Genomic DNA, 13,104 nt, shown 5'->3' with positions numbered 1-13,104 from the left:
GCATGGCCCGCAGGTGTCGTCGCGGGGTCGGCGATCCGGCCGTGCTCGGTATCCGCACCAGGCGGGGGCGCTGCAGCGCGCGGGGGCCGACATTGTGGGAAGTCGCCGGGGCCGGGCATCGGCCGGGGTGCGCGCAGATCGATGTTCATCGCTTGCTCCGCTGTTCCTTGGGCAGGCCGAGCAGCCGTTCGGCGATGATGGTGCGCTGGATCTCGTTGGTGCCGGCATAGATCGGCCCGGACAGCGAGAACAGGTAGCCATCGGTCCAGCGGCTCGTCTCGGGTGCGGCGGGGCCCAGCAGGTCCAGCGCGGTCTCGTGCATGGCGATGTCCAGCTCGGACCAGAACACCTTGGTGACCGAGGATTCCGCACCCAGCGAACCTCCCTCGGCGAGCCGGGTGACGGTGCCGAAAGTGTGCAGCCGATAGGCCTCGGCGCCCAGCCAGGCATCCACCACGGCATTGCGTGCCGCGGTATCTGATTCCGGGCTGGTCTCCTGCCACAGCTGCACCAGCCGTTCGGCGGTGGCGCTGAACCGGCCCGGGCTGCGCAGGGACAGGCCGCGCTCGTTGCTGGAGGTGCTCATCGCCACCCGCCAGCCCTCGCCGGGTGCACCGATCACATCCCGGTCCGGCACGAAGACGCCGTCCAGGAAGATCTCCGCGAAACCCGGTTCGCCGTCCAGCTGCGGAATCGGCCGGACCGTCACCCCGTCTGCGGACAGCGGGAACATCACGTAGGTGAGGCCGCGATGCCGTTCGGCACCGGGGTCGCTGCGGAAGAGCCCGAATGCCCAGTCCGCGAACGCCGCCCGGGAACTCCAGGTCTTCTGACCGCGCAGGATCCAGCCGCCCTCGGTGCGTTCGGCGGTGGACCGGATCCCGGCCAGATCGCTACCGGCTTCCGGCTCCGACCACGCCTGCGCCCAGATATCGGCGCCGGCGGCCATCCGCGGCAGGATCCGGGCCAGCTGTTCCTCGGTGCCGTGCGCGAACAGGGTCGGTGCGAGCAGGAAGATGCCGTTCTGGCTCACCCGTCCGGGCGCGCTGGCCGCGTAGTACTCCTGTTCGAAGAGCACCCATTCCAGCAGCGAGGCATCCCGGCCGCCGTATTCGCGCGGCCAGGACACCGTCGACAGCCGGGCCTCGGCCAGCTTCGCCTCCCAGTCGCGGTGGGCGGCGAAGCCCGCGGCGGTGTCCATCGAGGGCAGCGGCTGCGCCGGGACGTGCTCGGCGAGGAACGTGCGGACTTCCTGCTGGAATTCCCGGGTCGCCGGGTCGATGTCGAGATCCACTTATGCCGTTCCGTTCTTCTTCATGCTGCGCGCGTTCATTCCGCCCAGCGAGTCGGTGCCCACCTCGGCGTTGTGCGCATGTGCGAAATGGTGCAGGCCGAACACCGAATCCATGCCGGTCCGCATGCCCATGGCGTCCTCGGCCTGGTTGACCGCCTTCTTGGTCAGGGCGAGCCCGAACTGCGGCATGGTGGCGATCTTGTCGGCCAGTGCCAGCGTCTCGTCGGTGAGGTCGGCGCGCGGCACGACCCGGTTCACCATGCCCCATTCCTTGGCCTGCGCGGCGTCGAACCGGTCCCCGGTGAACAGGAACTCCTTGGCCGCGCGCGGACCCATCACCCAGGGGTGAGCGAAGTATTCGACACCCGGGATGCCCATCCGCACCACCGGGTCGGAGAAGAAGGCGTCGTCGGCGGCCACCACCAGGTCACACACCCAGGCCAGCATCAGCCCGCCGGCGATGCAGGCGCCCTGCACCATCGCGATGGTCGGCTTGGGGATCTCCCGCCAGCGCCGGCACATGCCGAGATACACCTCGGACTCGCGGGCGAACCGCTGATCGCCGCCGGCCCGGTCGACGTGGTCCCACCAGAGCACCGCCTTGTTCGGGTAGTGAACGTGATGGTCCCGGCCCGGGGTGCCGATGTCGTGACCGGCACTGAAATGCTTACCGCTACCGGCCAGCACGATCACCGCGACCTCCGGATCCGCGACGGCCCGCTCGAAGGCGGCATCGAGGGCGTAGGTCATCTGCGAGTTCTGCGCGTTCCGGTACTCCGGCCGGTTCATGGTGACGATCGCGACCCGCCCGCGCACTTCATACGCAACTGGGTCCGATGGAGCAGCTCCGCTGCTCGAGTCGCGGTTCTCTTCGATCACGATTTCTCCTCCCGTAGCGAGCGCTTGAGCACCTTGCCCGCCGCGCTGTAGGGCAGCCGGTCGCGGAACTCCACGACGCGCGGCACCTTGAAGTTGGCGAGTTCGGTCCGGGCATGCTCGAGCACCTGGTCGGCGGTGAGCTCGGCATCGCGACGGGGGACCACATAGGCCTTGCCGACCTCGCCGAGGCGTTCGTCGGGGATACCGATGACCGCAGATTCTGCCACTCCGGCCATCCGCGCCAGGGCCTGCTCCACCTCAGCGGGATAGACGTTGAATCCGCCGCTGATGTACATGTCCTTGAGCCGGTCGGTGATCTTCAGGTTGCCCTGGCCGTCGACGACGCCGATATCGCCGGTGTGCAGCCAGCCCTCGGTGTCGATGGTGGCCGCGGTGGCCTCCGGATCGTCGAGATAGCCGAGCATCACATTGCGCCCGCGGAGCAGCACTTCGCCGTTGTCGGCGATGCGCAGTTCGAAGCCGGCGATCGGGCGGCCGCAGGTCCCGGCGATCGTTTCGATCGGGTCGTCGGGGCGGCACATGGTGCCGAATCCGGACGACTCGGACAGGCCGTAGGCGGTGATCACCACGTCGAAATCGAGTTCGTCGCGCATCCGGCGCACCAGCACCACCGGTACGGTGGCGGCGCCGGTGACCGCGACGCGCAGCGAGCCGAGGTCGTGTGCGGCGCGTTCCGGATGGTCCAGCAGGGTCTGGTAGATGGTCGGCGGCCCGGGCAGCACGGTGACCCGGTGCTGTTCGATCAGCCGCAGCGTCTCCGGCACGTCGAACCGGGCCTGCGGGATGATCGTCGCCCCGGTGACCAGGCAGGCCAGGATGCCGGCCTTGTACCCGAAGTTGTGGAAGAACGGGTTGACCACGAGGTATCGGTCGCCGTGCCGCACCGTTGTGCATACCGTCCAGTCCCGCACCGACTCCAGGGCCGCCCGGTGTGCCACCAGGGTGCCCTTGCTGCGGCCGGTGGTGCCGGAGGTGAACAGGATGTCGGAGACGTCGTCACCGGTGATCTCCGTGGCGCGCCGGTCGGCTTCCTCGGCGGTCACCGACTCGGCCTGCGAACGCAGGTCTGCCCAGCTCAGTACGCCGTCGAGCGGATCGGGCTCGCCCGGTTCGGCCGGGATCGCGACCACGGTGGGCACGGTGGCCAGGGCGCCGCTGTCGTGCAGTTCGGTGAGCCGGTCGCGGCCCAGGAACGGCCCGGCGACGAACAGTGCCGCGGCATGTACCCGGGACAGGGTGTCGACCGCCTCGGCGGCGACATAACGGGTGTTCAGCGGCACCAGGGCGGCGCCGACGCTCTGGGCGGCCAGCGCGGCGACCACCCAGTGGAAGGTGTTGGGTGCCCAGAGCACCACTCGATCGCCGCGGGATACGCCGCGGGCGATCAGGGCACGGGCGAACACCTGCACCTCCGCGGCGAGTTCGGCCCAGGTGAACCGGGTCTCGCCGTCGAGCAGTGCCGGGGTGTCCCGGTAGTCCCGGGCTGCGTCACGCAGTGCCCGGGGGATGGTTTCTGTGTCGGTTGTCACGGGCGTCCTCACCGGTCAGGCAAACAAGCAAGTGCTTGGTAGGTTATCGTACAATTATGCAGGTGATCCAGACCGCAGAATCCGATAGTCCCGCCTCGGACGCCGATTTCGCCGCGGAAGTGCGGGAATGGCTGGCCGACAACCTCGACGGCCCGTTCCGCGGCCTGCGCGGTCTCGGCGGCCCCGGCCGGGAACACGAGGCCTTCACCGAGCGCCTCGCCTGGGACCGGCATCTGGCCGCGGCCGGTTGGACCTGCCTCGGCTGGCCGACGGAGTACGGCGGCCGGGCGGCCAGCGTGCGCCGGCAGGTGATCTTCCACGAGGAATACGCCCGGGCCGACGCCCCGGCGCGGGTCTCGCACGTGGGTGAGGAGCTGCTGGGGCCGACCCTGCTCGCCTTCGGCACCCAGGAGCAGCGGGAACGGTTCCTGCCCGGCATCAAGACGGTGACCGAGCTGTGGTGCCAGGGCTACTCCGAACCGGGTGCCGGCTCCGACCTGGCCGCGGTCGGCACCGCGGCGCGGCTCGACGGCGACCGCTGGGTGATCGACGGGCAGAAGATCTGGACCTCGCTCGCGCACGTCGCCGACTGGTGTTTCGTGCTGGCCCGCACCGAGAAGGGCTCCACCCGGCACCACGGCCTGTCCTACCTGCTGGTCCCGATGAACCAGCCCGGGATCGAGGTCCGCCCGATCGACCAGCTCACCGGTACCTCGGAGTTCAACGAGGTGTTCTTCGACGGTGCGGTCACCGAGGCCGGACTGGTCGTCGGCGAACCGGGCGACGGCTGGAAGATCGCCATGGGGACGCTGACCTTCGAGCGCGGTATCTCCACGCTCGGCCAGCAGATCCGCTTCGCCCGGGAACTGGCCGATGTCGAGGCACTGGCCCGGCAGACCGGCGCGGCCGCCGATCCGCTGATCGCCGACCGCATCGACCGGGCCTGGGTGGGCCTGCGGGTGCTGCGGGCACATGCGCTGCGCACCATGGGCAGCACCGACCCCGGCGGCGCCTCGGTGGCGAAGCTGCTGTGGGCGAATTGGCATCGCGGTCTCGGCGAACTCGCCATGGCCGTACAGGGGGCGTCCGGCCTGGTCACCGGGCCCGACGACGATTTCACCGCGGCGCAGCGGCTCTACCTGTTCAGTCGCGCCGACACGATCTACGGAGGTTCGAACGAAGTGCAGCGCAACATCATTGCCGAGCGGGTGCTCGGCCTGCCCCGGGAGGCCCGGCCGTGAGCGCCCGGGGTCCGCTGTCCGTCCCGCCGGAGCCGATCGCCGGGCACGGCCTGCTGACCGGGCGGACCGCCGTGGTCACCGCGGCCGCCGGTACCGGCATCGGTTCCGCCACGGCGCACCGGTTGCTCTCCGAAGGCGCCGATGTGGTGGTCTCCGACTGGCATGAGCGGCGCACGGCCGAAACCATGGAGAAGCTGGCCGCCGAGTTCCCGGATCGTCGGGTGCACGCGGTGGTGTGCGACGTCCGCAGCACCGAGCAGGTCGATGCGCTGCTGGCCGCGTCCGCCGAGAGCCTCGGCCGGGTCGATGTGCTGGTCAACAATGCCGGGCTCGGCGGCGAGACGCCGGTCGTGGACATGGGCGACGAGGAATGGGACCGCGTTCTCGATATCACCCTCAACGGCACCTTCCGCTGCACCCGGGCCGCACTGAACTACTTCCGCTCCGCCGGGCACGGCGGGGTGATCGTGAACAACGCCAGCGTGCTCGGCTGGCGCGCCCAGTACGGGCAGGCGCACTATGCGGCGGCCAAGGCCGGCGTGATGGCGTTGACCCGCTGCAGTGCGGTCGAGGCGGCCGAGCTCGGGGTGCGGATCAATGCCGTGGCACCGAGCATCGCCCGGCACCCGTTCCTGGACAAGGTGACCTCGGCGGAGTTGCTGGAGCAGCTGGCCGACCGGGAGGCGTTCGGCCGGGCGGCCGAACCGTGGGAGATCGCGGCCACCATCGCCATGCTGGCCAGTGATTACACCTCGTATCTGACCGGGGAGGTGGTGTCGGTGAGTAGCCAACGTGCCTGAGCGCATGACCAAGCAAATGCTTGGTTGTATGATCGCCGAGTGACTACCGCGAAATCCACCCGACGCAACGAACTGCTCGGCCTGGCCGCCGATCTGTTCGCCGAACGCGGGCTGCGGGCGACCACCGTGCGCGATATCGCCGACGCCGCCGGAATTCTATCCGGCAGCCTGTACCACCATTTCGACTCCAAGGAGTCGATGGTCGACGAAATCCTGCGCGGCTTCCTGGACGACCTGTTCGGCCGCTACCGCGACATCGTGGCCGCCGGACTCGGTTCCCGGGACACCCTGGAGGCCCTGGTGCTCGCCTCGTACGAATCGTTCGACCGGCACCATGCCGCGGTGGCGATCTACCAGACCGAGGCGAAGAGCCTGCGCGGCAACCCGCGGTTCGGCTACATCGACGAATACAACAGCGAGTTCCGTGAGCTCTGGCAGCAGGTGCTCACCAACGGTGTCCGGGACGGCAGCTTCCGCGCCGAACTCGATATCGAACTGGCCTTCCGCTTCCTGCGCGACACCGTGTGGGTCGCGGTGCGCTGGTACCGGCCCGGCGGGCCGATCACCGTGCAGAACCTGGCCAAGCAATACCTGACCATCGTGCTCGACGGGCTCACCGAACCGGGGCACACGAAGTAGGAGTTCCCCTCATGTCCGCATCCCGTCCGTACACCCCGCTCCGCGAGGCCTATGTGGTCGACGCTGTCCGCACCGCGGTCGGCAAGCGCGGCGGCGCCCTGTCCGAGGTGCATCCGGCCGATCTGGGCGCCGCTGCCCTGCAAGGTCTGTTCGGTCGCGTACCGCTCGACCCCGCCGTCGTCGACGATGTGATCGTCGGCTGTGTCGACAACATCGGCCCGCAGGCCGGCAATATCGGCCGCACCATGTGGCTGGCCGCCGGCTACCCCGAAGAGGTGCCGGGCGTGACTGTGGACCGGCAGTGCGGTTCCAGCCAGCAGGCGGTGAACTTCGGTGCGCAGGCCATCATGAGCGGCACGGCCGAGGTGATCGTGGCGGCCGGCGTGCAGAACATGAGCGCCATCCCGATCTCCGCGGCGATGCTGGCCGGTAAGGAATACGGCTTCGAATCGCCGTTCGTCGGGGCGAAGGGCTGGGACACCCGGTACGGCACCGGTGAAGTGTCGCAGTTCCGCGGCGCCCAGGGCATCGCGGAGAAGTGGGAGATCAGCCGGCTCGATATGGAGCAGTGGGCGCTGCGCAGCCACGAACGGGCCCGCGCCGCCATCGCCGAGGGCCGCTTCGACAACGAGATCGTCCCGGTCGGCGACTTCCGGGTCGACGAGGGCCCGCGCGAGACCAGCCTGGAGAAGATGGCCAAGCTGCAGCCGCTCGCCGAGGGCAGCCCGCTGACCGCCGCCGTCGCCAGCCAGATCTCCGACGGCGCCAGCGCCACCCTGCTCGCCTCGGACTGGGCGGTCAAGGAGTACGGCCTCACCCCCCGCGCCCGCATCCACCATGTCAGCGCCCGCGGCGCCGACCCGCTGCTGATGCTCACCGCCCCCATCCCGGCCACCCGCTACGCCCTGGCGAAGACCGGCCTGACCATCGACGATATCGATGCGATCGAGATCAACGAGGCCTTCGCCCCCGTCGTGCTGGCCTGGCTGAAGGAAACCGGCGCCGACCCCGAACGGGTCAACGTCAACGGCGGCGCCATCGCGCTGGGCCACCCCCTCGGCGCCACCGGCACCAAACTCTTCTCGACCCTGCTCAACCAGCTGGAGCGCGTCAACGGCCGCTACGGACTGCTCACCATCTGCGAAGGTGGCGGCACCGCCAACGTCACCATCATCGAACGGCTCAGCTGAGCACAGACGCATATTCGAGCCTCTGAAGTGCAAAACGGCCGCCTCGCTTGTGCGGGGCGGCCGTTTCGCGTCGGGGTTCAGGAGCGCTGTGGATCCCGGGTGAGTCCGGCCAGCTGGTCGAGCCGGTCGGCGGCATCGGTGACGATGCGGTCGATGAGTTCGGCGCAGGTGGGCAGGTCGTCGATGATGCCGGTGACCTGGCCGGCGGCGAGGACGCCGGCGTCGGTGTCGCCTTCGACGAGGCCGGCGCGCAGCAGCATGGGGGTGTTGGCGGCCATGACGACCTGGGACCAGGTGAGGTCCTTGGTCTTTCGCATGGCGAGGCCGTCGCGGACCATTGTGGACCACTTCATGCCGGTCATCTTCTTGAAACGGGCGGCGTTGGCGACGGCGGCGGTCAGGCCGCGCCAGTTGCCCGAATCCTCCAGGTGTGACACCAGTTCGGTCTTCAGGACGCGGTGTGGCATGCCGTCGACTTTGCGGGTCACCACGGTGTCGCCGAGGCCGCGTTGCAGGTATTCGGCCTTGACCGCGTCGGGGACGGTGCTCTCCTGGGTGAGCAGGAAGCGGGTGCCCATGGCGACCCCGGCGGCGCCGTAGGCGAGGGCGGCGGCCAGGCCGCGGCCGTCGTAGAAGCCGCCCGCCGCGACGACCGGGATGTCCACGGCGTCCAGGACCGAGGGCAGTAGCAGGGTGGTGGCGACCGGGCCGGTGTGCCCGCCGCCTTCGCCGCCTTGCACGATGACCGCGTCGGCGCCCCATTCGGCCACCTTCCGGGCGTGTTTGGCGGCGCCGATGGACGGAATCACTACGACCCCGGCCTCTTTCAGCCGTTCGATCAGGTCGCGGCGTGGTGCGAGGGCGAACGAGGCGACCGCGACCTTTTCCCGGATCAGCAGGTCGATGCGTTCCTCGGCATCGGCGGCGTCGGCGCGGATATTGACGCCGAAGGGTTTGGTGGTGTGTTCCTTGGTCTTGGCGACCGCGTTGACCAGTTCGTCGTAGGTCATCGTCGCCGAGGCCAGGATGCCGAGCCCGCCCGCCTCGGCGGTACCGGCGACAAGCCGCGGTCCGGCCACCCAGCCCATGCCGGTCTGCACGACCGGGTGCTCGATGTCGACCAGCTCGGTCAGCGGGGTGTGCAGCCGGCTCATGAGGGCACCTCCTTGTTCCGGATTCCCTTCGGATCCAGCACTTCCCGGATGATCTTCAGCTCTTCGGCGGTGGGTAGCCGGGTCTCGGGGGCCTCGCTCAGGCCGGCGATCTCGAAGGAGGTGGCCTCGGCGACCTCGTCGGCCGTGACACCGGGATGCAGGCTGCGGGCGCGCAGGGTGCGGTCGGGGCTGTCGAAGTCGAAGACGCCCAGGTTGGTCACCACCCGGTGCAGGTGATGGAACCGGTAGGCCGGGTCGCCGGCGTCGTAGCGGTCGTAGCCGATACCGCAGACGATGTCGACCCGATCGACGAACACCCGCTTGCTGTGCTTGGGCACCCAGTAGCTGGTGGCGTGGTTGACGGTGTTGCCGGGGGCGCCGCGCACGCCGAACATCTGCCGGGTCGGCTGCTGCAGCGGGCCGAACGCGGACAGGTTCTGATTGCCGTACCGGTCCAGCTGGTTGGCGCCCATCACCACGTGCCGACGGCCGGAGGCGACCACATCGAACACCTTGCGGAACGGCAGCCAGCCCTCGATCGGGGCGCTGCCGCCCAGCGGGGGAGTGTCGGCCAGGATCAGCGCCTCGCCGTCGGTGAGCAGCAGGTCCGGCGAGAAGGTGAGCCGGGCCAGCCGGGCGCCGAGGATGGTCATCGGCGACATCGGGCTGGCCATGATCTCACCGGCATCCCGGAAGATCTCCGCGCAGGCGACCGCACAGATCTCGGCGCGGGTCACATCGGTATCGGTGACGGGGGCGTTCATCGGTTCTGCTCCTCTGCAAATGCGCGCACCGCGGCCTGGTACTGCTCCTCCGGCACATTCAGATATGTGTCGGCGAACCGCTGCCACTCCTCGGGATCCTTGGCGGCCTGGGCGTAGTGCCGCTGGAACTTGTCGTCGCGGCCGTAGCTCTCACCGGCGAGGGTGAAGTGGGCCCCGCCGGGTGCCTCGACGACGCCGTCGACCATCATCCGGTTCAGCAGCAGGCACTGCGGCGGAACCGCCTTCACCAGGTCCTCGGTCGGCACGATCTGTTCCACCGAGACGTAGCGGCGCTCGGCGGCCAGGCAGTACAGATCGTCGAAGTACGGATCGACACCCAGGTAGCCGGCATTGCCATGCTTGTCGCCGAGGTTGAGATGCACCAGCGCGGCATCGAGATTCAGAGCCGGCATCGCGGTCAGCGTTTCGAGTTCGCCGTTGCGGCTGCGGTAGGGGGAGGTGATCGAAACCAGTTCGCCGTCCCAGAAATCCGGGACGTCCGAGCCCAGGCCGGCGCGGATCGGCAGGAACGGCAAGCGCGCCGCGGCGGCCTCCAGACCGCATTTGAGCATGCCCTCGTCCATCTCCCGGGCCTCGACGGCGCCGGTGGTGCGGGCGTGGGCGAACCACGGATCGTAGAACGGTGCGGCGTCCAGCGAGACGAACCCGTAGTAGGCCTTGCGCACCTTGCCGGCCGAGCACAGCAGCCCCAGATCCGGGCCGCCGTAGCTGACCACGGTCAGGTCGGTCAGGTCCGAGCGCAGAATCGCCCGGATCAATGCCATCGGCTTGCGCCTCGAGCCCCAGCCGCCGATGCCGATCGTCATACCACTGCGCAGCTCGCCGACCACCTCGTCGAGCGTCATCGTCTTGTCTCGCATCACTTTTCCGTTCCAGAAGTCGCGCCGGCCCGCTGTGCCGCCAGGTCTTCGTCGAAGCGGGCCCGGATCTCGTCGGCGACGCCGGCGAGGTTCAGTTCGAAGGTGAAGCCCTGTTCGTAGCGGTAGCTGCGGTGCACGTCCTGTACATCGATGCCGTTGAGGGCTCGTTTGGCGGCGCGGATCACCCGACCGTCCTTGGCGGCGATATTGCGGGCCACGGCCATCGCGGCGTCGTCGAGTTCGGTCCGCGGCACCACCCGGTACACCGAGCCGTAGTGCAGCAGCTGTTCGGCGGTGATGGTGCTCGCGGTGTAGAACAGGGCCCGCATCAGATGCTGCGGGACGAGCCGGGCCAGGTGGGTGGCGGCGCCGAGGGCGCCCCGGTCCACTTCGGGCAGTCCGAAGGTGGCGTCCTCGGACGCGACGATGACGTCGGCATTGCCGACCAGGCCGATACCGCCGCCGAGGCAGTGCCCCTGTACGGCGGCGATCACCGGCACCGGGCAGTCGTAGACCGCGCCGAACGCTTCGAAGCAGCCGTGGTTCGCGTCGATCAGTGCACCGTGGCCGGGTTTGCTCTGGATCTCCTTGATATCGACGCCGGCATTGAAGCCGCGATGGTCAGCGCGCAGCACGACCGCGCGGGTGTCCGGATCGCGGCCGGCTCGGCGCAGTTCGTCGGCGATCGCGAACCAGCCGTCGGTCGGTATCGCGTTCACCGGCGGGTAGTCGACGGTCAGCACCGTGATGCCGGGTTCCGGGTTACGCCGGTTGATCCCCATAGGTGGTATCCCCTTAACAAAGCAAGCAGTTGCTTGGTAGGTTAGCACGGTGGCACTCGAAATCGACCTCTCCGGCCGGATCGTCTTGGTGACCGGCGGTGTCCGCGGCGTCGGCGCCGGGATCACCCGGACCTTCCTGAACGCCGGTGCAACGGTGGTGACCTGCGCGCGCAACGAACCGGACGCCCCGGTGACCGCCGCCGGCCGGACCGCCGAGCATCTCTGCTGTGATGTGCGGGACCCGGATGCGGTCGCCGCGATGATCGACACCATCCGTACCCGGCACGGCCGCCTCGACCACCTGGTGAACAACGCGGGCGGTGCCCCGTTCGCCCTCGCCGACCGGGCGAGCCCGAACTTCCACGCCAAGATCGTGCAGTTGAACCTGCTGGCGCCGCTGCTGGTCGCACAGCACGCGAACGCGGTGATGCAGCAGCAGGCCGAGGGCGGCTCGATCGTGATGATCTCCAGCGTCAGCGGCCATCGGCCGTCCCCCGGCACCGCCGCCTACGGGGCCGCGAAGGCCGGGCTGGACAGCCTCACCGGCTCCCTCGCCGTCGAGTGGGCGCCCCGGGTTCGGGTGAACTCGGTGGTCGTCGGGCCGGTCGAAACCGAACTGAGCGCGCTGCACTACGGCGACGAGGAAGGTGTGGCCGCGGTCGGCGCCACCATTCCGATGGGCCGGATGGCGGTGCCCGACGATATCGGCCGCTGTGCCGCCTTCCTCGCCTCACCGCTGGCCGGCTACGTCTCCGGCTCGACGCTGACCGTGCACGGCGGCGGCGAGCGCCCTGCCTTCCTCGACGCATCGAATGCCGATCAGGCGTCGAAAACGGACCTCGAGCCCACCGATCGACAGAATGGATAACGAGATGGACAACCAGTTGTGCGCGGGCCGCACCGTCATCGTCACCGGCGCCGGCCGCGGTATCGGCCGTGCGCATGCCCTGGCCTTCGCCGCCGCCGGTGCCTCGGTGGTGGTCAACGATGTGGGCACGGCCCTCGACGGCGCCGCCACCGGGGAGACCCCGGCCGAGCAGGTGGTCGCCGAGATCACCGCCGCCGGTGGTTCCGCGGTCGCCAACGGCGACGATGTCGCCGACTGGGCCGGTGCGCAGCGGCTCGTCCAGCAGGCGGTGGACACCTTCGGCGGGCTGGACGTCCTGGTCAACAATGCCGGGTTCGTCCGGGACCGGATGCTGGTCAACCTGGGCGAGGACGAATGGGATGCGGTGATCCGGGTCCACCTCAAGGGACATTTCGCGACCATGCGGCACGCCGCCGCGTACTGGCGGGCACGGTCCAAGGCCGGTGAGCCGGTCGACGCCCGGATCATCAACACCAGTTCCGGCGCCGGCCTGCAGGGCAGCGTCGGACAGGGCAACTATGCCGCCGCCAAGGGCGGGATCGCGGCGCTGACCGTCACCGCATCCGCCGAGTTCGGCCGCTACGGGATCACCGTCAACGCGATCGCCCCGGCCGCGCGCACCCGGATGACCGAAACCGTGTTCGCGGAGGATATGGCCCGGCCCGAGGACGGCTTCGATGCGATGGCCCCGGAGAACATCTCCCCGCTGGTGGTGTGGCTCGGTAGCTCGGAGTCTGCCGGGGTGACCGGCCGGATGTTCGAAGTCGAGGGCGGCAAGGTGGCCCTGGCCCAGGGCTGGCGGCACGGGGTGGCCGTGGACCGGGGCGCCCGCTGGGATCCCGCCGAGCTGGGGCCGGTGGTGGCCGAGCTGATCGAGAAGTCGGTGGACCCGGAGCCGGTATACGGCGCCTGACAGGTGTCCAGGGGGCTGAACGGTTGCTGTGGCGATTCTGCTAACCGCCACAGCTCCGTTTACCATCGACTACGGTCGGGAAAAGCCCCGGATTGAGTACGCGGCCGGGCGAAAATTTGCGCTGATACACACGGTGAGGGGATGACAAG

At 69.3% G+C, this 13,104-nt stretch carries 13 protein-coding genes; 6 read left to right on the top strand and 7 right to left on the bottom strand.

Annotated elements, in window-relative coordinates:
* Nucleotides 1-145: 145 nt before the first annotated feature.
* The 3 genes from AC1HFH_RS25040 to AC1HFH_RS25030 all read right to left on the bottom strand — a co-directional run bounded on the left by AC1HFH_RS25040 (nt 146) and on the right by AC1HFH_RS25030 (nt 3,723).
* On the bottom strand, nt 146-1,294 hold the full coding sequence (locus tag AC1HFH_RS25040) for an acyl-CoA dehydrogenase family protein (protein WP_480245233.1): 1,149 nt from the start codon (nt 1,292-1,294) through the stop codon (nt 146-148).
* Nucleotides 1,295-2,083 carry an enoyl-CoA hydratase gene (locus tag AC1HFH_RS25035; RefSeq protein ID WP_480247971.1) on the bottom strand — a complete coding sequence of 263 codons (789 nt, stop codon included), beginning with the start codon at nt 2,081-2,083 and terminating at the stop codon, nt 1,295-1,297.
* A gap of 86 nt (nt 2,084-2,169) precedes the next feature.
* On the bottom strand, nt 2,170-3,723 hold the full coding sequence (locus AC1HFH_RS25030) for a FadD3 family acyl-CoA ligase (RefSeq protein WP_480245232.1): 1,554 nt from the start codon (nt 3,721-3,723) through the stop codon (nt 2,170-2,172).
* A gap of 56 nt (nt 3,724-3,779) precedes the next feature.
* Between AC1HFH_RS25030 and AC1HFH_RS25025 the strand changes: the two genes are divergently transcribed.
* From AC1HFH_RS25025 to AC1HFH_RS25010, 4 genes are read left to right on the top strand one after another with little or no spacing between them, the layout of a single operon-like run.
* Entirely contained in the window at nt 3,780-4,964 is a 1,185-nt protein-coding gene (locus tag AC1HFH_RS25025) for an acyl-CoA dehydrogenase family protein (protein ID WP_480245231.1), read from the top strand.
* The gene (locus AC1HFH_RS25020) at nt 4,961-5,764 is read left to right on the top strand and encodes an SDR family oxidoreductase (protein WP_480245230.1); all 804 of its coding nucleotides are present in this window, start codon (nt 4,961-4,963) and stop codon (nt 5,762-5,764) included. Before AC1HFH_RS25025 ends, AC1HFH_RS25020 begins: the two co-directional genes overlap by 4 nt.
* Before the next feature lie 39 nt (nt 5,765-5,803).
* Nucleotides 5,804-6,403 carry a TetR/AcrR family transcriptional regulator gene (locus tag AC1HFH_RS25015; protein ID WP_480245229.1) on the top strand — a complete coding sequence of 200 codons (600 nt, stop codon included), beginning with the start codon at nt 5,804-5,806 and terminating at the stop codon, nt 6,401-6,403.
* A gap of 11 nt (nt 6,404-6,414) precedes the next feature.
* Complete coding sequence (locus AC1HFH_RS25010) at nt 6,415-7,593, top strand: acetyl-CoA C-acetyltransferase (RefSeq protein ID WP_480245228.1); 1,179 nt, start codon at nt 6,415-6,417, stop codon at nt 7,591-7,593.
* Nucleotides 7,594-7,670: 77 nt separating this feature from the next.
* Here AC1HFH_RS25010 and AC1HFH_RS25005 read toward each other — a convergent pair whose 3' ends face one another.
* From AC1HFH_RS25005 to AC1HFH_RS24990, 4 genes are read right to left on the bottom strand one after another with little or no spacing between them, the layout of a single operon-like run.
* Entirely contained in the window at nt 7,671-8,747 is a 1,077-nt protein-coding gene (locus AC1HFH_RS25005) for an NAD(P)H-dependent flavin oxidoreductase (protein ID WP_480245227.1), read from the bottom strand.
* Entirely contained in the window at nt 8,744-9,511 is a 768-nt protein-coding gene (locus AC1HFH_RS25000) for a CoA-transferase subunit beta (RefSeq protein WP_480245226.1), read from the bottom strand. The genes AC1HFH_RS25005 and AC1HFH_RS25000 overlap by 4 nt, the downstream gene beginning before the upstream one ends.
* On the bottom strand, nt 9,508-10,392 hold the full coding sequence (locus AC1HFH_RS24995) for a CoA transferase subunit A (RefSeq protein WP_480245225.1): 885 nt from the start codon (nt 10,390-10,392) through the stop codon (nt 9,508-9,510). Before AC1HFH_RS24995 ends, AC1HFH_RS25000 begins: the two co-directional genes overlap by 4 nt.
* Nucleotides 10,392-11,174 (bottom strand): enoyl-CoA hydratase family protein, encoded by a 783-nt coding sequence (locus AC1HFH_RS24990; protein ID WP_480245224.1) that lies wholly within the window; start codon nt 11,172-11,174, stop codon nt 10,392-10,394. Before AC1HFH_RS24990 ends, AC1HFH_RS24995 begins: the two co-directional genes overlap by 1 nt.
* A gap of 49 nt (nt 11,175-11,223) precedes the next feature.
* Here AC1HFH_RS24990 and AC1HFH_RS24985 point away from each other — a divergent pair, with 49 nt between their 5' ends.
* Together AC1HFH_RS24985 and AC1HFH_RS24980 are read left to right on the top strand one after the other, a co-directional pair.
* A complete protein-coding gene (locus AC1HFH_RS24985) occupies nt 11,224-12,042 on the top strand; it encodes an SDR family oxidoreductase (protein WP_480245223.1) in 819 nt (272 codons plus the stop codon).
* A gap of 4 nt (nt 12,043-12,046) precedes the next feature.
* Nucleotides 12,047-12,955, top strand: coding sequence for an SDR family oxidoreductase (locus AC1HFH_RS24980; protein WP_480245222.1), 909 nt, complete (start codon nt 12,047-12,049; stop codon nt 12,953-12,955).
* The last annotated feature ends 149 nt before the right edge of the window (nt 12,956-13,104 follow it).

The sequence above is a fragment of the Nocardia sp. KT25-26 genome (assembly GCF_056627695.1).
The sequence above is the reverse complement of the archived record's forward strand: the minus strand, read 5'-3'. Positions and strand labels throughout refer to the sequence as shown.